Source organism: Mongoliitalea sp., from assembly GCF_054166905.1.
Map to the genome: position 1 here is coordinate 26,982 of NZ_JBSZCK010000028.1, position 18,653 is coordinate 45,634.

The 18,653-nt window shown below is 40.9% G+C and carries 19 protein-coding genes; 7 read left to right on the plus strand and 12 right to left on the minus strand.

The annotated features are described in order from the left end of the window. Positions 1 to 16: 16 nt before the first annotated feature. The 4 genes from ACXIUD_RS10480 to ACXIUD_RS10495 all read right to left on the minus strand — a co-directional run bounded on the left by ACXIUD_RS10480 (position 17) and on the right by ACXIUD_RS10495 (position 6,243). Positions 17 to 1,084, minus strand: coding sequence for an exopolysaccharide biosynthesis protein (locus ACXIUD_RS10480; protein ID WP_458052586.1), 1,068 nt, complete (start codon positions 1,082 to 1,084; stop codon positions 17 to 19). A 1-nt stretch (position 1,085) separates the two neighbouring features. Beyond that, entirely contained in the window at positions 1,086 to 3,692 is a 2,607-nt protein-coding gene (locus ACXIUD_RS10485; protein ID WP_458052587.1) for an SLBB domain-containing protein, read from the minus strand. A 189-nt stretch (positions 3,693 to 3,881) separates the two neighbouring features. Next, a complete protein-coding gene (locus tag ACXIUD_RS10490) occupies positions 3,882 to 4,892 on the minus strand; it encodes a radical SAM/SPASM domain-containing protein (protein WP_458052588.1) in 1,011 nt (336 codons plus the stop codon). Between the two features lies 1 nt (position 4,893). Next, a complete protein-coding gene (locus ACXIUD_RS10495; protein WP_458052589.1) occupies positions 4,894 to 6,243 on the minus strand; it encodes a fasciclin domain-containing protein in 1,350 nt (449 codons plus the stop codon). A 121-nt stretch (positions 6,244 to 6,364) separates the two neighbouring features. Between ACXIUD_RS10495 and gldB the strand changes: the two genes are divergently transcribed. Next, positions 6,365 to 7,360 carry a gliding motility lipoprotein GldB gene (gene gldB, locus ACXIUD_RS10500; protein ID WP_458052590.1) on the plus strand — a complete coding sequence of 332 codons (996 nt, stop codon included), beginning with the start codon at positions 6,365 to 6,367 and terminating at the stop codon, positions 7,358 to 7,360. On the opposite strand, the gene ACXIUD_RS10505 is transcribed toward gldB, so the two are convergent. From ACXIUD_RS10505 to nth, 3 genes are read right to left on the minus strand one after another with little or no spacing between them, the layout of a single operon-like run. Then, positions 7,329 to 8,537 carry a glycosyltransferase family 4 protein gene (locus ACXIUD_RS10505; RefSeq protein ID WP_458052591.1) on the minus strand — a complete coding sequence of 403 codons (1,209 nt, stop codon included), beginning with the start codon at positions 8,535 to 8,537 and terminating at the stop codon, positions 7,329 to 7,331. The two genes, gldB and ACXIUD_RS10505, sit on opposite strands and share 32 nt — an antisense overlap. Positions 8,538 to 8,539: 2 nt before the next feature. After that, positions 8,540 to 10,321, minus strand: a complete 1,782-nt coding sequence (asnB, locus tag ACXIUD_RS10510; protein ID WP_458052592.1) for an asparagine synthase (glutamine-hydrolyzing) — start codon at positions 10,319 to 10,321, stop codon at positions 8,540 to 8,542. 1 nt (position 10,322) lies between these two features. Next, positions 10,323 to 11,000, minus strand: a complete 678-nt coding sequence (gene nth, locus ACXIUD_RS10515) for an endonuclease III (protein WP_458052593.1) — start codon at positions 10,998 to 11,000, stop codon at positions 10,323 to 10,325. Between the two features lie 94 nt (positions 11,001 to 11,094). Between nth and ACXIUD_RS10520 the strand changes: the two genes are divergently transcribed. Then, on the plus strand, positions 11,095 to 11,955 hold the full coding sequence (locus ACXIUD_RS10520; protein ID WP_458052594.1) for a prolyl oligopeptidase family serine peptidase: 861 nt from the start codon (positions 11,095 to 11,097) through the stop codon (positions 11,953 to 11,955). Then, the gene (locus tag ACXIUD_RS10525; protein WP_458052595.1) at positions 11,952 to 12,176 is read left to right on the plus strand and encodes a hypothetical protein; all 225 of its coding nucleotides are present in this window, start codon (positions 11,952 to 11,954) and stop codon (positions 12,174 to 12,176) included. The genes ACXIUD_RS10520 and ACXIUD_RS10525 overlap by 4 nt, the downstream gene beginning before the upstream one ends. A gap of 86 nt (positions 12,177 to 12,262) precedes the next feature. Here ACXIUD_RS10525 and ACXIUD_RS10530 read toward each other — a convergent pair whose 3' ends face one another. Both ACXIUD_RS10530 and ACXIUD_RS10535 read right to left on the minus strand, forming a co-directional pair. Further along, on the minus strand, positions 12,263 to 12,496 hold the full coding sequence (locus ACXIUD_RS10530) for a hypothetical protein (protein ID WP_458052596.1): 234 nt from the start codon (positions 12,494 to 12,496) through the stop codon (positions 12,263 to 12,265). Beyond that, complete coding sequence (locus tag ACXIUD_RS10535; RefSeq protein ID WP_458052597.1) at positions 12,471 to 13,073, minus strand: RNA polymerase sigma factor; 603 nt, start codon at positions 13,071 to 13,073, stop codon at positions 12,471 to 12,473. Before ACXIUD_RS10535 ends, ACXIUD_RS10530 begins: the two co-directional genes overlap by 26 nt. Positions 13,074 to 13,227: 154 nt before the next feature. Here ACXIUD_RS10535 and ACXIUD_RS10540 point away from each other — a divergent pair, with 154 nt between their 5' ends. Continuing rightward, positions 13,228 to 13,584 carry a DUF3127 domain-containing protein gene (locus ACXIUD_RS10540; RefSeq protein WP_458052598.1) on the plus strand — a complete coding sequence of 119 codons (357 nt, stop codon included), beginning with the start codon at positions 13,228 to 13,230 and terminating at the stop codon, positions 13,582 to 13,584. A gap of 70 nt (positions 13,585 to 13,654) precedes the next feature. Then, the gene (locus tag ACXIUD_RS10545; protein WP_458052599.1) at positions 13,655 to 14,107 is read left to right on the plus strand and encodes a hypothetical protein; all 453 of its coding nucleotides are present in this window, start codon (positions 13,655 to 13,657) and stop codon (positions 14,105 to 14,107) included. A 244-nt stretch (positions 14,108 to 14,351) separates the two neighbouring features. Here the strand turns inward: ACXIUD_RS10545 and purE are convergent, their stop codons facing one another. Genes purE through ACXIUD_RS10560 form a run of 3 tightly spaced genes read right to left on the minus strand, consistent with a single transcriptional unit; the run spans position 14,352 to position 17,821 of the window. Then, on the minus strand, positions 14,352 to 14,867 hold the full coding sequence (purE, locus tag ACXIUD_RS10550; protein ID WP_458052600.1) for a 5-(carboxyamino)imidazole ribonucleotide mutase: 516 nt from the start codon (positions 14,865 to 14,867) through the stop codon (positions 14,352 to 14,354). Further along, entirely contained in the window at positions 14,864 to 16,015 is a 1,152-nt protein-coding gene (locus ACXIUD_RS10555; protein ID WP_458052601.1) for a 5-(carboxyamino)imidazole ribonucleotide synthase, read from the minus strand. The genes purE and ACXIUD_RS10555 overlap by 4 nt, the downstream gene beginning before the upstream one ends. A 48-nt stretch (positions 16,016 to 16,063) precedes the next feature. Further along, positions 16,064 to 17,821: a MutS-related protein gene (locus tag ACXIUD_RS10560; RefSeq protein ID WP_458052602.1), complete on the minus strand. Its 1,758-nt coding sequence runs from the start codon at positions 17,819 to 17,821 to the stop codon at positions 16,064 to 16,066. Positions 17,822 to 18,004: 183 nt separating this feature from the next. Here ACXIUD_RS10560 and ACXIUD_RS10565 point away from each other — a divergent pair, with 183 nt between their 5' ends. Next, positions 18,005 to 18,448 (plus strand): hypothetical protein, encoded by a 444-nt coding sequence (locus ACXIUD_RS10565; RefSeq protein WP_458052603.1) that lies wholly within the window; start codon positions 18,005 to 18,007, stop codon positions 18,446 to 18,448. 1 nt (position 18,449) lies between these two features. Next, positions 18,450 to 18,626, plus strand: a complete 177-nt coding sequence (locus tag ACXIUD_RS10570) for a hypothetical protein (RefSeq protein WP_458052604.1) — start codon at positions 18,450 to 18,452, stop codon at positions 18,624 to 18,626. Positions 18,627 to 18,653: the final 27 nt, after the last annotated feature.

Here is an 18,653-nt window from a genome sequence, read left to right on the forward strand (position 1 = left end):
TTATAGGTTATCGGGTTCATCCATGTTGCACATGCAATTCATAGATTTTACGCACATACAGCAAAATGAAGACCAAAAACAAAGCAATCAAGCCTCCCAATACGATGCCCTTACTTAATTTCAACTCCGATCTAGGAATCGGGTAACTTGCCGCATCTACCAGTTGGATCAGAGGAGAATTGTTCCGATGATTAACTTTTGCTATTTCGAGGTTTTTGACCACTTCAGAGTATACCGCAGAGGTCGCCTGAATATCAATTTGTCTCTTTCGGCCTTCAACTGTACCTGTTTGCATCAAAGGATTAGCATTGGGCACACGATCTGAAAAGGAAGCAAATTGAACCAAGCTTTCATCTAAAATTTTCCGTACAGAGTCAGCCTGCGCTTGCAATATCTGAAGGTTTTCCGCAGTCTTCTTAGTCTTGGTTTCAAAGTAAAAACTATTGACGTTTTCTACTAAGTGCTCATTAAAGACTTTAGCAAACTTTTCATCCTTTGACGATACGTTTACCTGGATGATCGTCAACTTTCGATTAGGCTTTTCTATAGATAGCTGCTTCTTTCGAATCAATTGGGCAACCTCCTTCACCACAGAATCCTGCTGTATCGTAAAAGTCTCTCTGGGTATCGTAAAATCAAGCTGGCTAAGATCCACTTTTTTTCTCCACTTGTCTTGCAACTCATTGAATTCAATAAATCGATCAATTAGCAGCTGCTCATCATCAAAAGGGCTCAAGAGCGTCTTGGCTAGCATATTGTCAGACTTGTACAACTCCATGATATTATCCCCTTGAAAAAGCCCGGATGAGCCTCCCAACGAACCCAAATTTACACCAACCAAAGAAGCCAAACCAGACATTTGACCGATTCCAGACATGTCCGATTCTTCCAGCACAAAAGAGGTGCTTGCGTGGAATACCGGCTTCTTGATAATGGAAGCGAGCACCCCCAAGCAGCCTCCAATTACTCCTGCCAATAAAAGAATTTTCCATTGGCCCATGAAGTACCCTATCCAAAACTGGAAGCGTAAAATCAATTCCCGAAAGGTAATTTTATCGTCCACAAAGTGATTATTACTTGCCATATCAAGGATTGATTTGAGTGACCACCAATACTAATGTAGCTAACCCTGTAGCAATCCCAACCAATTCACCTGGCCTTACGGGAACACGTGGTCCTTTGGTAGGTACAATGATTTCAGCACCTGGACGCACCTGTGGATAGGCTCGAATACCCAAGAAGTTTTTGGTTCGGGCCACTTCACCATTAGCATAGACAACATACGTTCGTTTTCTATTGGCTCTAATATCAAAACCTCCAGCCCTGTTGATGTAATAACTTGCCCCACGGTCACTTTGGTACCTTACGGTGGCAGGGTATACCACATCTCCTCTCATACGTACCGTTTGCAATTGCTTAGGAATAGACAAAATATCGCCTTCTTCCAAAATCAAATCTACATCTGAATACGGGTTACGCATGATTGCGGCCAAATCAATCGCCACTGCTTCCGTCTGTCTAATTCGGATAGGTGCAATATCTGCTTTGGTTTCAGTAATCGAAGTAATGGATTCACGTTTAGATTCAGCGGCTCTACTGCCCTCAGTCAAATCCACAGGTCTATTCCCCAAATCTCTAAATAGACGATCTATTAATAATTCCTGTGCTTCTGTATTAGAAGGATCTGCCAGCAATCGGTCTTGTAAATCCTGCAGATTACGGTTCCTTCTTATTTGCTCGGATTCTGTTTCAAAAAACTCCGTTCGACGAATTAAGGTAGCGCCTTCAGCATAGGCAAAGGGCGTAAGGCCTCCAGCTCTTCTCACCAAATCAGAGATCCGCTCTTCAGCTGACTGTACAGCGAAGTATCCTGGTGAATTCACCTGACCTTCCACTTGTACCACCTTATCCAAATTAAAATTGGGTTTCCTTCTGACAATCACCCGATCAAATGGTTGTAGCACTTCTCCATCCGGAGCTATGGAAAGATTAGGTGTAACTTGCACTTGGATCAAGTCAGCAAAAGTACCCGTGCCAGTTTGCTCGGATCGACGGGCAATTTCTACTGCATTCAAATTTGCAGCTTCTCGCAGGCCACCCGCCATCAAAATCAATTCTTCCACACTCATATGCTTGGAATAGGGATAAGTGCCCGGATTTTTTACCTCCCCATTGATCTGTACATAAAACTCATCTTGCAAATCATAAACGGAAGAAATCCTGATAACATCCTCTCTTTTTAATGGAATGTCAGAAGCACTTCCAGCCATAATACCTTGCAAATCTACGGTCAACACCTCTGTGCTCAAGTCGTCAAAAGTCCGTAAAATACTCGCTCTGCCAATAAAAGCATCTCCTCTGAGTCCATCGGCCAAGGAAATTAATTGCTTCAAGGTCATTCCTTCCTGAAGTGCAAAATTTCCCTCTCTGAAAACAGCTCCTTTGATTTGGACGCGATTTTGATATCTGGCCAATATTCTTCCTACTTCATATTCGTCACCACCTTTGGCAATAAACATGTTCAACTGATTCGAAAATATATCAGAGACAGCACGCTCTTTTCCTGAAACCCTGCTAACGGCAATTCTATCCTTATACGCTTCATCCGTAAAACCACCTGCAAATTTCAATACATCCTCAAAGGTTTCTCCATCTTTGATTTCAAAAATTTTTGGCCTTTTTACTTCTCCATTTACTTGTACTCTTGCTAGGAAAGGCTCAACCAAAACTACATCCTGATCTTGCAATTGAAAATCCAAATTAGCTTTTCCATTAACCAAAAAATCATACACATCTATTCCCGCAACCTGCCTCCCATTACGCATCACCTTGATGTTTCTGAAGGTGCCATTTTCGCTAGGACCGCCAGCAGCATAGAGCGCATTGAAAACTGATGAAAAGGCACTCAATGTAAATGTCCCCGGTAATCGTAACTCACCCACCAAATGAACTTTGATTGTGCGGACATTCCCCAAAGTAATTTGTAAAAAAGTATTGGGATTGCTTCCTCTCAAACCTGTATAAAAGTTAGCTACCCGGTTTCTGATTATTCCTGTGGCTTCTTCAATTGTTTTTCCAGAAACATTAATGGGTCCGATATTATCCAATAAAACAAATCCATCAGGATTTACAGTAGCCTCATAATATTGTTCGGACTGCCCATAAATATCTATGTAAATCATATCTCCAGGCCCCAATATGTATGATTTTGGAGTAGGGAGATTGATATTCGGCTCAAAAGTCAATTTGCGGTTTCGATTATAAAACAAATCCATTCCAAAAATCAATGAAGAAAGCGACTCAGCTGTCAACCCATCAATGTCTTCTTGAAATTTAAATAGACCTTGGGAAATTTCATTAAAATCCATTTGTCTACGAGGATCTCTTTTGGATGCGGTTGCGCCTGTTCTTACGGATCCGGCTCCATCCAACTGCTCTAAACGATTGCGTAATTTTTCCAATTCCCCTGCTGGAACACCTCGTAGTCTAGCCATTTGAAGTAATTGTGCTTCTGAAAGCCCTGCTTCAGAAGCTCTGCGAATGAGTTCCTGTAGCTGATCATCCGACAATTCATCCACCTTGATGTTAGCAATATCATTCATGGACTGTGCCTGCACAACCTGAGGGGCAAACAAACTTGACGCAATCAAAAATAAAAGGGAAAGTAGTAGTTTATTCAAATGCATGAACATATTAATTCTATGGATCGATCAGATGATTCGTCGCTTTCTCAGCAAAACGCTGATGAAAAAGCGTTTCAGAATCCAGTTTAAGGCTAAATTCCGAAAAAAACCTCTTAAAACAGCCGTAAATATAAAGATAAGCCTGCATACTTGGTCAAAAATGCCTCTTTATCTTGGAAATGTCCATCAACTGTCCGTCTATTCGGTACAATTGCTGCAAATTTCTATCTGTGTCCGATCTGATAACAACTGTCCTCTGAATGCCTGATAGGTGGTATTCCTCCAAATGGATGCCAAAGAATCTTCTTTTATAGATCCAAAAACATGAGAAGCATCCTTGTCAAAACAGCAGGGAACTACACGCCCATCCCAAGTGATCACCGAGCCTTGCCACATTCTCCAACATTTATTTTCGGGTTGTTTTTTTAATTTCCACTTTCCTTTGCCATCTGGTAAATATCGGGAATATTCCAAGTTGTTGGGAATAAGGGGAGACCCTTCTTCATAATTATAAATTTGCGTTGACTTTAACTGTAACTCGTCCACCTGCAAATTTTCACACCATTCTTGTAAAGCAGGAATCTGATGTTCATTGACCCCAGTCACCAAAAATTGAAGAATGACATAGGGGTAGCGAAGATTCCGCTCATTTCTGGTTTGAATCAACCGTCGGATTCCTTGCTCCACTTTATCAAGTTTCCCTCCTACACGGTAGTTTTCATAAATTTCCTGAGTAATCCCATCCACCGAAACTATCAATTGCCTCAACCCTGAATCTAAGGTTTTATCTACATTGGCTGCTGTCAAATAATGGGCATTGGTGGAAGTTGCCGTATACACTTGATACGTGTGGGCAATTTCAATTAGTTTGGTAAAATGAGGATGTAAAAAAGGCTCTCCTTGGAAATAAACATGCAAATAGTGTAGATGGGGGTGATTTTCTCGAATGATTTTCTCAAATAAATCTATGTGAATCATTCCGGTAGGACGGGTAAAACTCCTCAGACCACTTGGGCATTCCGGGCAGCGAAGGTTGCAACTTGTCGTAGGCTCAATGGATAAGGTTGCAGGCCTTCCCCACATGATAGGTTTTTGAAGCAAGCGGGAAACTTGAAAAGAAAGGTAGAGCTGACTAAGGTTCCATACTTTGGAAAAACTTAGGTGCTGCCAGTACCCCAACCATTGAACTCTTTTCTTGGACAATTGCATACTACTCTGGGATAAGCACTTGATCTATTCCATGAATAACACCATTTTGAGCCAAAATATTGCGCTTGTTTGGAATAAGTAAAGCGTCATTGATCTGGTTATTTGCCAAATTAACGAGTACTGATTCCCCTTCCAATAAGGTGGAGATACTGGATGCTTCCCGCAGATCGGGGGTAAAAATGCGCTCATTTATCACATGATACAACAAGACCGAAGTAAGCGTCTCCAAGGGAATATCTTCCACAGTTGGCAGGTTTAGCTCTTCCAATAAGGTCTCAAAAGCCTCATCCGTTGGAGCAAAAACAGTCAGATTATCCTCAAACCTACCCTGAAAAGCTTCCAAAAGTCCTGCATGAAAAATTGCTCTTCGCAATAAGGTGAACTCTGCGTTAGCGGCAGTTGCACTTGACTCCAAAATTTCCGCAATATTTTGTGTAGGACTTGTAAGCACTTGATCTATTTCATGGATGATGCCATTGTCCGCCGTCAAATTGGTACGAACTATGCGACTGTTTCCATTCAAGAAAAAGTTTCCATTTGGAGCTTGACTAAAATAAAGAGGTATATCCGTCAGGGTATTGCGCTGTCCTCGCTGGAAAGCAGAAGATTGCAGAAGACCCGGAATCACATGATAGCCTATAATAGATTGGAGCTGAGGAGAACTTAGAAACTCCTCTATAGTCAGGTCATTGGCTGCCAAGTATGCATTAATTGCCGTATTGGTAGGTACCATGACGGTAAATGGTCCCCCTTGTACCAGCTGATCTTCCAAACCTGCTGCTACTACTGCTGCAATAAAAGCTGTATAACCATTATCCTGAGCTACATCTAAAAGCGTATTGGTAGGCGGAATCATCATTCGGTCGATCACATGCATGACCCCATTCCTTGCATCAAGATTAGGAGTAGTTACCTGGTATTCCCCATTCAAGGTAATCGCAGAGCCCTCCACACGAATATTCAAAACAAAGCCAGGCAGAAATGTTTCCCTCGGACCAGTGTTAAGTTGTGCTCTTAAATTCCTCCCTGGAATCAAATGGTACAATAAAACTGCTTGCAGAAAATCAATTGGTACCAAGTTGATGGATGGCACACCCAGTTCTTGCAAAGTTTGTTGCATGGCAGCATTATCAGGAGCAAATAATGTAATCGGACCAACAGCTCTCAAAGCTGAATCCAAGCCAGCACGAATTACAGCCGTCCGCAACAAAGAAAATTCTGGATCAACTTCTATAATTTCCCAAAGCGAGCCTTCCTGAGTTGGTGGCAGGTCTTCATTGTAGCATGAAAAAAGCATGCTAATTACCAAGAAAAGGCCCGTAAAGCGAATAAAGGCAGCGGAAAAACGCATGAACATGATCAATTACCCAATGGTTGAAGGTAACAAATCTCGTGAGAAAATTGTACACTCCTAAACTTATTGCTGATTTATCATCGTTAAAGTGTAGATTTGAAGGCAAAAACCACAAAACATGGGAAAAACTTGGATTTGGGCATTGTTTTTTTTCTTACTCTTTTCCTGCAAACAAGGACAGAAATCTTGTGAGCTTGATGCAGAAATTTTGGCTGTCAAGCCTTCCATCATGATCGAACGCTTGGAAAATTCCTTTTTTCAAGCAAAAGATGAGGCCGAGTTGCTATACCTACTGGAAGAACATCCTTTATTCGCCGAAAAATATTTGCTAATCAATAGTTACAATTCCAAAGAGGAGTTAGCTGCCGAACTGTGGATGATTCATCAGGACTCCTTGATGATGGAGCTGTATGAGGAAGTACAACAGGAGTTTGGAGACATTGAGGATCTAGAAAGTGAATTGGAGAAAGCATTTGCATACATCAGCTTTTATTTCCCCGAATTCAAAATCCCAAAAGTATACACCTTTGTAAGTGGATTCAGCTCAGATTTGGTAGTTACGGATGATCTTTTGGTCATTGGTTTGGATTATTATTTACCATTTACCCATAGATTCCAACCACCAGATTTACCCCAATATATCAGTAAGCGTTACCAAAAAGAATATATCATTCCTAACATTGTCACAGCAATTTCTTCCTTTTTCAATGAGACAGACATGAGCCAAAATTCTCTTTTGGCTGAAATGATTTTCTATGGCAAAGCCTATCATTTTACCAAAAGCATATTGCCCTGTACATCAGATGATTATATCATTGGCTACACACCTGAGGAAATTGCCGCGTGTTGGGCAAATGAAGAATTTATTTGGGCGCATTTTGTAGAGAATGACTTATTCTTTGAAACCAATCCATTTGAAATCAGAAAATATACAGGTGAGGCTCCTTTCACTGATGAAATCAGTCCAGATGCACCCGGAAGAATCGGACGTTGGCTAGGCTGGAATATTGTAGATGATTACCGCTTCAATAATAAGTTGTCTTTACCAGACCTGATGCGAGAGTCTGACAAAAATAAGATTTTCAGGCAGTCCGGATATAAACCTCGTCGTTGAAAGATGCCGGGAACTGTTGCGAGTCAATGACGTGCAAGACCTTTGCAATAGCTATATCCGAATTAAAGTAAGCCTCCGCCAACTGCCGGGCATTCCTTTGCATATTCTTTAACAAAGCAGGGTTTTGGGATAATTCTTCCAATTGGCGGATTGTTTTATCAAGGTTGTCAGCGTCATGATAAAAGCCTAGCTCTTGGTTTTTGACCAATTCCCACACCCAACCTTTTTGATTGATCAACATGGCTTTTCCCATAGCCAAGGCATCAAAAAATTTGTTCGGGCTATTGGTTTTAAATATAGGCAATCTCTCAAATGAAATAAAGGCAACATCTGCACAGGTCATCAATTCCTGCACTTCCTGCTTGGATCCAAAGGGGAAGAAACGGACGTTTTTCAGGCCTCTATTGGCTGCTTGTTGCTTCAGGGAGTTTAACTCTGAACCTTCGCCCATGATCAGAAATTGATGGGGAGTGCGGGAGGCTAACTCCAATAATTCAGGCAAGGCATTTACTTTACCAATGGCGCCTGCATAGATGATGGTCAATTGATCCTGTATATCAAATTTTTGAAGAATCTCCGGTGCTTTGGAAGCTACTTGGAAAATGGATAAATCTGCAAAATTGGGAATAATTGAAACCTCTGCTGAGGGAACTTTTCCACGAATAGCGTTAGCTATTCCTGGAGACAATGCCACAATCCTTAGTGCTTGTCGATAGATTTTTTTCTCCAAGGCCCATAGATACCTTTTCAGAAAAGGATTTTTAATAACACCCACCTGAATAGGAGCATCTGGCCAAAGGTCCCGTACTTCAAAGATGTAAGGAATGGCTAGTCTTTGTTTGGCCCACAATCCAATCAAACCAGTAGTCAGCGGAGTAGAGGTGACATACAAATAGTCTGGACGCGGAATCTTTAAAATCAACTTTTTGACTTGACGAACAAATCCTAGAAATGCCCATATTCGTTTAACAAACCCCATTTTTTGGGAATAAGCCACTGGAAGGTAATGAACTTTGATCCCATCAATGATTTTAAAATCATAAAAATCTTCCGAATGGGAGGTAATCATTTCCACATCCAAACCATGCTGCACCATACCTTTAGCAAGGTGGAAAGAGCGGGTAGCTCCCCCTTGTTTAGGAGTCACAAAATACTGGTGGATATAGAAAATACGCATAATTAGCTGTGTTTTTCAAGCCATGAAAGGATCAAGAACAAATTCCAAACCTGCAAAAACTGCCTGTTTGCTATTCGCTCCGGTTCATGTACAAACCTACGAATTTGTTCAGGAAAATGCGCTTCCCAAGCTGGGGCCAATCTTTTAATTTCAGAAAATACCCAATTTCTAAACTCCCCCTCTTGCAGCCATTCCTGCAAAGGAAGGCCAAAACCCAGTTTTTTCCGCCTAGCAGTCCTTCCTAACCCTCGTTTGATCAATGCTTCTTTTAACCACTGCTTGCCTAAGAGCCTCAAATGCTCTTCTTCATTCATTCGTTGACTTAAGGCAATCAAGTCTTGAGAAAGATATGGAGCTCTTCCTTCGATGCCATGGGCCATGCAGGCATTATCGTGAATTTTTAAAATATCATTCACTAGATAAACCGTTCGATCCCATTCCAAGGCTGCCTTATATGGACTCATTTCTTTGGGATAAAATTCCAATAACCTATCCTCAAAATCAGCTGTTGGATTTTCTAAAGCAGCCATTCGCAGGAAAGTTTTAGAAGGGTTTGAATCTACAGCTGAAAGAAATTTGTGTACCGAAGGAATTTTTCCCAAAAGTGGACGTGTCCATTTCAAAGAGCTATAAAATGAAGAGTTTCTTAGATATTTTGCATAAGCAGCATGTCGATTGTAACCACCAAATAATTCATCTGCTCCAGCTCCAGATATGAGCACCTGAACTTCTTGTTTGGCTTCCTTGGCTATCATCCAAGTAAGGAAACTTGCACTGTCCCCAATTGGCATATCCAAATCTTCGATATATTGATCCCACGATTCCTGAACCTTTGATAATGAAATAAAAACTGGATGATGGAGACTGGGATACAGCCCTTGCAATTTTTCTACAAAACCTGGATCCGTATATTTTTTTTGGTATCGCTTCTCAAAAGTAGCGGTAAATGTCGGCATGGGTTGCATGGTTTCCTCATACCACAGTGCATAGAGCAAGGATGAATCTACTCCTCCACTTAACACCATTCCCACGGCTCGCTCTGTATGAAAATTGTGAAGAACGGCATCTTTTAGTAGCTCTTCAAAATTCTCTTGTGTTCGTTGACCTTCAAAGGTAGGTAAGGGGAGTTGTACCGATTGAATGACTTTGCCATCAAAATCCAATACCAATCCATGACCAGGCAATACCTGAGCAATTCCTTTAAAAAACCCTTGATTAGGAATTGTGTGCCTCAAAGTAAAGAATGCCTCCAATTGATCCAAAGCAATTGTCGGCTGCTCTGTGAGTGCAGCTACAATCCCTCTTTGCTCCGATGAAAAAATCCACTCGTCCCTTTCATTCCAATAGTATAGTGGTTTTTCACCCGAAAAGTCCCGTAAGATAATCACTTGCTGAGAACGAAAATCAATAAATGCTAGTGCAAACATCCCTTTGCAGGCCTTCAATCCATCTACTCCTTTGAAGCTCAACCAATAGAGCAGTACTTCTGTATCAGAGTTGGTTTTGAATGTATACCCTGCTTCCAGTAAAAGATTCCTTAGATCTTGGTAATTATACAAAGCACCGTTCCAAATCAACACCTGCTGTCGATCTTCCGACCAAAAAGGTTGATTGGAAGCATCGCTCATATCCAATATTTTCAGGCGATTACCTGCGAAAGCTAATTGTTGCGCATGCACATGAAATGCGGAATGGTCAGGACCACGATGAGCTGTGGCCTGCATCATGTGTTGAATACCTTCTGTCAGATTATTTTTTCGAATGAGCAGATTAATCCCACACATCTCAACCCTGGTTTTCTGGATTTTCTAGCATTTTGGGCTGTACATTTTTCTCAAAATGCCTGCAGAAGTGTGTGATTTTACATTCCTCACATTTAGGTCTTCGGGCAAGGCAAACATAACGTCCTTGCAAAATCAACCAATGATGTGCTACATGAATGTGCTGCTTAGGAATAAATTTCACCAACTGTTTTTCTACTTCAAGCGGGGTTTTGGATTTTTGAGGTACCAATCCCAAGCGCTTAGAAACGCGAAACACATGTGTATCTACCGCCATGTTGGGTTGGTTCCAAACAACCGAAGTAATTACATTAGCTGTTTTTCTCCCCACCCCCGGTAATTTGATAAGGTCCTCCACAGTTGATGGTACTTCCGAGTTGAAATCCTCCACCAACATTTTCCCTAGACCCAGGAGATGCTTGGTTTTGTTATTTGGATAGGAGACCGATCGAATGTATGGAAATAGTTCATCAAAATTGGATGAAGCCAAATGTTCCGGTGTGGGAAAAGCCGGAAAGAGTTTCCTAGTGACAATATTCACTCGCTTATCGGTGCATTGTGCACTCAAGACGACGGCTACCAACAGCTGAAATGGATCGTCATATTCCAATTCAGTTTCTGCAACGGGCATATTTTCAGAAAAATAATTGATAAAGGCGGCGTATCGTTCTTTCTTCAGCATGGGCTACTCAGTTATTTTGGAAAGCAAATTATCAATTTAATAACAAGTTTTTCTCAGCAACGTTTGTAAATTGTGGTTTTTAAATTCTTTGTTCATGAAAAAATTCTTCACTCGATCTCTGTTTGCTGGCTTTTTGATAGCTTTTGTATTCAGTAGTTGTCAACAAGATTCTGAGCCTGTATTGGACCCATCGGTAGCGATAGAACTATCAGATTTAGCTTATGGGATGGCTGATCGCCAAAAGATGGATGTGTATTTGCCTGCCAATCGCTCACAAGACAGAACCAAAGTGCTGATTTGGATTCATGGAGGTGCATGGATCGATGGTGACAAAGCAGAATTTAGAGACTTCAAACCATTGTTTGAATCCGTACAGGAGGATTATGCCTACATCGCTATCAATTATCGCCTGTTCAATTTGATTGGAAATATCAATAGATTTCCCGCTCAGGAAGAAGATGTGAAAGCTGCCATCAATTTTATCAAATCCAAATTGAGGGAATGGAATCTATCTGACAAGGTAGTCTTGGCAGGTGCCAGTGCTGGCGGTCATTTAGCTTTGCTACATAGTTATAAAAATGATAACAGCTTTGTAGACGTATGCGTAGCACTTTTTCCACCGACAGATTTGATCATGCTAGCTCAGACCAATGCTTTTGCAGGAATATTATTTAACAGTATGATTGGAGATATAAATACCCAACAACAATTGTATATCAACAGCTCCCCGCTTAATTTTATAACCAACAATTCAGTGCCAACAGCTTTTTTTCATGGCACGGTTGACACGGTTGTCCCTGTATCCCAAAGTCAAGAATTGGAGCGGGTACTTGGTGAAAATAACGTTTCCAAACTCGTACAATATTTCCCTGGCAAGGGTCATGGATTCAGTGATCAAACGTATCTTGAGCTCTTGAGAGATACTGAAGCATTTATTAAACAGCATATACCATGATTACAGAATTGTTTATCTTGACCCTTTACATCTCTGCCACTTTGTATGGAATTGGTCATCTATGGTTAGCCATCAAACACGGGAACTTAGGCAAGCATGAATTCTATTGGTTTTGGGTAATACTTGCGGTGCCGGTAATTGGACCATTAATTTATTTCAGTGTTACCAACAAGCCTAGGACTAGAGATTTTATCTACATGAAAAGACGAAGGAGAGGTTAAAATCATAAAAGAAAAAGCCAATCTGTTTTTCAGATTGGCCTTTGATTTTAAGGAGGTTATCTGCTCCTTACCATGTTTAAATTACATTAAACTTTTTCAAGTCCGGTAGATTTAGCTTTCCTGAGAATGCTCTTTACTACAACGTCCGAGGGAGTAATCATGGCTTGATCGAGATGTTGCATCGTGCTCAGCAATTCCATATACGCTTCCATCAGTACTTCATCTCTGTGTAAGGCCTGCACTAGCAATTCTGTTTCTCCCTCGCTCATTTCCTGATAGATGTATCGTACCAGGTCATTTGGGGTAAAAGGTTTTATCATAGGCAACATTTAATTGTTTCATCATTTTCCTCAAGTTCATCAAAGCATAACGCATTCTGCCCAATGCTGTGTTGATGCTGACGCCGGTTTGCTCGGCAATCTCTTGAAAACTCATATCCATGTAATGTCTCATGATCAATACCTCTTTTTGCGTTTCAGGTAATTCATCAATGAGTCTACGTACCAACTGGGTCGTATCTTCTTGGATACGGATTTCCTCAATGGTTCGTTCGGCAAACTCCATGGTATTGAAAACATTGCTGCCATCTTCCATCAAAATGGTAGGGTAGCGTTTACGTTTTCGGAAATGATCAATAGCTAGATTATGTGCAATCCGCATCAACCATGGCTGAAATTTCCCCTCCTCGTTATATCCGTCTGCATTTAAGGTCTGAACTACCTTAACAAATACATCCTGAAGTAAATCTTCTGCAATCGCCTGATCTTTGACAATCAGATAGATTGTAGTATACACTCTTGACTTATACTTGTTTACTAATTGTTCAAATGCGTGTTCAGAACCGCTTCTATACTGTCTGATTAGGTCAGAGTCTTTGGGACTAATCCTCTTATTCATATTTAATGACTGTTAAATAACGTAGAGGTTTATGCCATAGTATATTGTTTGTGTGAAAGATGAAAAGATTAAAACCAAATGTATTGAATCCCTTGTCTACGTGCAATAGTTCAGCGAATTTTTTATTAATTTCGTAGATAAATAAAAACATTCAATGGAACTAAGCGGAAAAATCATTCAAATTATGCCCTTACAGAGCGGTAATGGGAAAAATGGAGTTTGGAAGAAACAAGACTACATTCTGGAAACCAATGCACAATATCCTAAAAAAGTATGTGTAACTGTATGGGGAGATAATATTGATTCGTTTTCATTACAAAATGGCGAGCAAGTGACTATTTCTATTGATGTAGAAAGTAGAGAGTATAATGGTAAGTGGTACACCGATGTGAAAGCATGGAAAGTGCAGAAAGGATCTGCCCAACAACAGGCTGTGAATGCTACCAAAAGTAGTGGTCCTGACGTGACATCCTTCTCGGATGATAGTGCAGACGACGTGTTACCTTTCTAACATGTAGTCAAAGGCTAAGCCCTCATTTTATCTCTAATTGAATCCCTGTATTGTTTAAATTTTAGTTTTTATGGAAGAAAGAATTAGCCCTTCGGAACAACGAGCAACAACTCCAATTTCTGTGGACCCTGTACAAGGAGTGCCTATGAATCCACTTCCAGCAAAAATCCAAGAGGTTAAAATACTCACCAAGTTTTTGGTGAGCCTTTTGGATAAAGCGCGCAGAGAACTCTATGGAATAGAACTCCTAGACTGCTGTGATACCTTGGAAAAAACCTATCATGAAGTAGAGGCCAATGAAAACTTTGTGGAAAAAATGGACTATGCTGTGCTTTTTAAAATCACTGCTAAAAAAATGTATGCAACATCGTTCAAACTAGTATTGAATAAAACAGATACCGAAGATCATTTGGAGTTATTGCGGGATGGAATAGAAGAAATCAGGCTCTTATTTTTGCCTTGGGTTAAAAGTTTTGAACAGTTCGAAAAATATCCCGATGGTTGGGGAATATTTGAGGATTAAGGTTGAAGGCTTTGACCTAACTTGAAACCCATATAGCCACCTCCAATCATCAGCAATAAAGTGATGCCACCTAGCAAAAGTAATGTTCCTAGGGGCATCTCCCAATCCTCAGATCCTATTTTGAATTTAATATTCTTCTTTAAGTCCATCTGTCTTTTTCCCAAAGGTACACACTTTCATAAAAAAAGCGGACCTCCGAAGAGATCCGCCCCACCAATCAATCTAGTAAACTTTCTTTACAATCTTACTTTTTTAACGAGGCCTTCCAGCCTTTAGTTTCAATTTCTTCAGCGGAATCCTCAACTTTTTTCTTGAGTCCTGCTTTAAAATCATCCATCCTTTTGCCAACTTCCTGATCATAAGCACCTACGATAGAAGCAGCCAAAATTCCAGCATTTTTCGCTCCATTCAATGCTACCGTTGCTACAGGTATCCCCGAAGGCATTTGTAAGATGGATAGAATACTGTCCCAACCATCAATGGAATTGGATGATTTGACAGGAACACCGATCACCGGCAATGAAGTCATGGATGCTACCATTCCAGGCAAATGTGCTGCTCCTCCCGCTCCGGCGATGATTACCTTCAAACCTCTTTCACGAGCAGTAGTAGCATAATCCACCATACGCTCCGGGGTTCTGTGGGCAGATACCACTGTCAATTCAAATGGAACGCCTATTTCTTCCAAAAATGCAGCCGCTTCGGCCATTACCGGCAAGTCTGACTGACTGCCCATGATGATTCCAACCTGAGGGTTCATGCTTTTGTAGATTTTATTTTTATGAGATTTTTAATTGCCAATGCACGTGGTTTGAGTTGATCCACTTCTTCATCCAAAACGGTCACATGGCCCATTTTACGAAATGGCTTGGTGGTCTTTTTACCATATAAATGCACATACACTCCCTTCTCTGCCATTGCCTCATCCAGACCCTCTACCAAAACATCTCCTGAAAAACCCTCTTCTCCCAATAGGTTGACCATGGCAGCAGGCATTCGTAATTCAGTATTTCCCAATGGCATGTTCATCACTGCACGCATGTGCTGCTCAAACTGTGAGGTAAAGTTGGCCTCAATGGTATGGTGTCCGCTATTGTGTGGGCGGGGAGCTATTTCATTGACAAGTACTTCTCCTTCTTTGGTAACAAAAAGCTCCACTGCTAAAATCCCGATAAGGCCCAGCGCTTCTATCACCTGTATGGCTACCTGTTTTGCCTTTTCTGCAATCACATCCGATACAGCGGCGGGAGCAAATAAAAACTCAACAAGATTTGCTGTTGGATGAAAGGCACATTCCACAGGTGGGTAAGCCTTCAATTCCCCTCGTTCGTTTCTTGCAACGATTACTGCCAACTCCTGCTCAAAAGGAATCAACTTTTCCAATAGGCTAGGTGCTTCAAATGCCTTCTGTAAATCTTCCGATGAACGTAAAATTTGCACACCACGACCATCGTAGCCCTCTTTACCTAATTTATTGACTGCTGGTAAGAAATCTGCATTTGCCAAAACCTGCTCCTTAGAGTCTGTCAGGATAAAATCAGCGGTGGGAATACCATTCGCCCGATAGAAGGTCTTTTGAACTCGCTTATCTTGGATCAACCGAATCAAATCCGGTTGTGGATACACTTTTTTGCCTTCGGCAGCCAGCTTTTCCAATGCTTCCGTATTGACATGCTCGATTTCAATGGTTATCACATCGCAATCCTTACCAAATGCATAGACCGTATCGAAGTCCTTCAAATTCCCATGTACAAACTTTTGGCAAATGGTTTTGCAAGGTGCATTTTCATCTGGGTCTAAGATGTGTACATCGATATTATAAGAAATGGCAGATTGGATCACCATGCGTCCCAATTGGCCTCCGCCAAGAATACCTAAGGTCTGCTGCTGATAGTTTTGCTGGTTCATGGACAGGTTTGAAAGCTCAAAAATACGATAAAAATTCAGAACTCAGCCTCACAGTCGTATCCCCATCAATTGCATCAGTTTTTTAGCATTGAAGGCAGGACATGGACCCATTTTGATCGTATAGTCAAAATGAATGGAATTATCTTGAATATCGCTGTGAAAACTGAAATTCTTTAAATACGAATGTTTTTCTTCCAAAGCACTCAATTCTATGTCATGGGTAGAAATAATACCTTTGGCGGAAGTGGCTGCGAGCTGTTCAATCAACGCTTCAGAACCCATAATTCGATCGGTGGTGTTGGTCCCTTTTAGGATTTCATCCATCAGGAAAAATACAGGTTTAGCCCGTTCACTTTCAGATAGAATCTTTTTGATCCGTGCAAGCTCTGCATAAAAAGAACTGACACTTTCTCCTAAATTATCAGAATTGCGCATACTGGTAAACAGTTGAAAAGGATAGGCTTGAAATGAGGAGGCAAAAACAGGTAAACCTTGATTAGCCAAGACCAAGTTGATACCTATGGTTCGCATAAAGGTGGTTTTCCCGGACATATTGGCTCCGGTAAGTAAGATGGTCCGGGTGCTCGAATCTATAGAAAAATCGTTGCCCACTGCAACATCTTTTCCAATCAATGGATGTTTCAATTGAGTGACCTGTAAACTTGATTCATTAATCCATGTAGGAAAACAAGTCAGGCCTTCTTCGTTAACAAAAATGGCATAGGAAACCAATAATTGCCAACGATCCAGGTTTTCCCTGAGCCCACCCAAGCCAGAAGCAAAAACTTGCTTCCAATTAAAAATCCTCCTGACCAAAATAAAATCCAACCAAAAAAAAGCATTGAGTACAATGTACATCAAATTGAAGCGGTTTTGAATCAAAAATGTCAACTGTTCCAAGGAATAAAGTCCTTTGGATATCGGATTTTTTTTGGCTCTGTATTCTTGAGAAAGGTTTACTAAGTAGGAGTCTGTGAACGGCTCTTGGTGAATTTGCTCAGCCCATAAGCGATACATTTTTGTCTGTGAAAAACTTGGCAGTAACGCTGCAACCTCCTTCAAATAGCTATGCGAAACCCCCATCATAGCTACACCAAGCAGAATCCATATTCCCACTAAGGCAGGCGGCATCCAACCAAAAACCGCTGCAAGCAATACAGCAACTCCACCAAGCGGACCAAGTACCATGGGTAGCCAATAAAAGGCCTTCCAATGCTCTTCTTTACCTAACCACTTTTCAAAAAGCTGAAAATCACGCGCATCTTGGTGATGTGCTTTTCCCAAGCCTTCAAATAATTGGAGAAAGTTTGACTTCTGACTTAATTCGGGAATAGCCTGCTGAATTGACAAGGAATCAGAATCCGGTTGCTGCATGCGTAAGCGGCTCGCGAGGAGTTGTCTTGCTCCTTTGGTCACGGTGTGATTTAACAATTGAAAAAGAGAATGCTTACCAAACAAATCCAAATCACTTGCAAAAGGGTGCTCCTTATCTGTAAACTCTTCCCCAGCATCCAAGCTGGAAAGATCGCGTGCTGCCCTCAATACACGTTCTTCCTGCATCTGTAACAATGCTCGAATCAGGCCTTGCAGGTCCTGCTCGCTATTGAATAACTTAATGAGGTAGGCAAATCCAAAAGAAGTCGCCAATACCGCCAAGATGTACAACGGGTGCTCAGCAAATGCTAAAATCAAGAATGTGATAAGTAAAATAAAGAACAACAATCTCAAAATGGCCAAGAATGCTATTTTTTGGTTGCTTTTTTTCTTTAAGGAACGGAGATACGCAGAATCAAAAGATGAAATCATGGTACAAAGATAAGCATCCCTCGACGGCATCTAGTTAATTTTTATGCAACATTATTGCATTTATTAAAATTTACAGCTAGCTTTGAACTATCTCATTCATGTAGTGTTCTCTTCATCTGAATGATGGTGGTTGACAAGAAGACTCCGTATATTGCGGAGTCTTTATTCATTAAACTGAAAATGATGAGAAAATTACTAGTTGCGGCTTTGGCTTCTGTCTTATTAATGGGAGCGACGGTAAATCAGGACCCGGATATGTGGGCACTCTTTTCCAAAACACGTTTCGTCGAAAAACTTAATCGGGAGTTTGGTATGTATTTCCTGTATCCACGATTCCCGGATGAGTTAAAAGAAATTGAAGGAAAAACGGTTACGGTATCAGGCTTTTATATTCCATTGGATATGAATAATTCGAATATAGCCATTGTATCTAAATTCCCGATGGCAGAGTGCTTTTTCTGTGGTGGTGCAGGTCCTGAAAGTATTGTAGTAGGTTACTTAAAAAACAAACCCAACAAGCGTTTCAAGACAGATGAAATTGTAAAAATCAGAGGAAAGCTCAAACTCAACGAAGAAGATATTGAAGAGCTAAACTTTATCCTTGTAGATGCTGAATTCGTAAACTGATATGGAATCCAAGAAAAAAAACCCTCCGAAAAACAGTGAACAAAACTCTTCCCTTGAAGAGGAAATCACCTTTGATTTTGGCGGTTTGCCTTCGGACATATCATTGACCAAGAATATTGGTTGTGCTTCAAACACAAAGTCGAAAGCACAAGAGAAAAAGTGGAAAGAAGCAGAATAAAAAAAGGGAGCAAATTGCTCCCTTTTT

Bases quoted from the DNA above. Each gene is read 5' to 3' on its own strand.
- ACXIUD_RS10520 (WP_458052594.1), top strand. From the start codon at position 11,095: ATGAAAAAATTCTTCACTCGATCTCTGTTTGCTGGCTTTTTGATAGCT.
- ACXIUD_RS10490 (WP_458052588.1), bottom strand. From the start codon at position 4,892: ATGCAATTGTCCAAGAAAAGAGTTCAATGGTTGGGGTACTGGCAGCAC.
- purE (WP_458052600.1), bottom strand. From the start codon at position 14,867: ATGAACCCTCAGGTTGGAATCATCATGGGCAGTCAGTCAGACTTGCCG.
- ACXIUD_RS10530 (WP_458052596.1), bottom strand. From the start codon at position 12,496: ATGATAAAACCTTTTACCCCAAATGACCTGGTACGATACATCTATCAG.
- ACXIUD_RS10540 (WP_458052598.1), top strand. From the start codon at position 13,228: ATGGAACTAAGCGGAAAAATCATTCAAATTATGCCCTTACAGAGCGGT.
- ACXIUD_RS10555 (WP_458052601.1), bottom strand. From the start codon at position 16,015: ATGAACCAGCAAAACTATCAGCAGCAGACCTTAGGTATTCTTGGCGGA.
- ACXIUD_RS10495 (WP_458052589.1), bottom strand. From the start codon at position 6,243: ATGCGTTTTTCCGCTGCCTTTATTCGCTTTACGGGCCTTTTCTTGGTA.
- asnB (WP_458052592.1), bottom strand. From the start codon at position 10,321: ATGTGTGGGATTAATCTGCTCATTCGAAAAAATAATCTGACAGAAGGT.
- ACXIUD_RS10505 (WP_458052591.1), bottom strand. From the start codon at position 8,537: ATGCGTATTTTCTATATCCACCAGTATTTTGTGACTCCTAAACAAGGG.
- ACXIUD_RS10560 (WP_458052602.1), bottom strand. From the start codon at position 17,821: ATGATTTCATCTTTTGATTCTGCGTATCTCCGTTCCTTAAAGAAAAAA.
- ACXIUD_RS10480 (WP_458052586.1), bottom strand. From the start codon at position 1,084: ATGGCAAGTAATAATCACTTTGTGGACGATAAAATTACCTTTCGGGAA.
- nth (WP_458052593.1), bottom strand. From the start codon at position 11,000: ATGCTGAAGAAAGAACGATACGCCGCCTTTATCAATTATTTTTCTGAA.
- ACXIUD_RS10565 (WP_458052603.1), top strand. From the start codon at position 18,005: ATGAGAAAATTACTAGTTGCGGCTTTGGCTTCTGTCTTATTAATGGGA.
- ACXIUD_RS10525 (WP_458052595.1), top strand. From the start codon at position 11,952: ATGATTACAGAATTGTTTATCTTGACCCTTTACATCTCTGCCACTTTG.
- ACXIUD_RS10535 (WP_458052597.1), bottom strand. From the start codon at position 13,073: ATGAATAAGAGGATTAGTCCCAAAGACTCTGACCTAATCAGACAGTAT.
- gldB (WP_458052590.1), top strand. From the start codon at position 6,365: ATGGGAAAAACTTGGATTTGGGCATTGTTTTTTTTCTTACTCTTTTCC.
- ACXIUD_RS10545 (WP_458052599.1), top strand. From the start codon at position 13,655: ATGGAAGAAAGAATTAGCCCTTCGGAACAACGAGCAACAACTCCAATT.
- ACXIUD_RS10485 (WP_458052587.1), bottom strand. From the start codon at position 3,692: ATGTTCATGCATTTGAATAAACTACTACTTTCCCTTTTATTTTTGATT.
- ACXIUD_RS10570 (WP_458052604.1), top strand. From the start codon at position 18,450: ATGGAATCCAAGAAAAAAAACCCTCCGAAAAACAGTGAACAAAACTCT.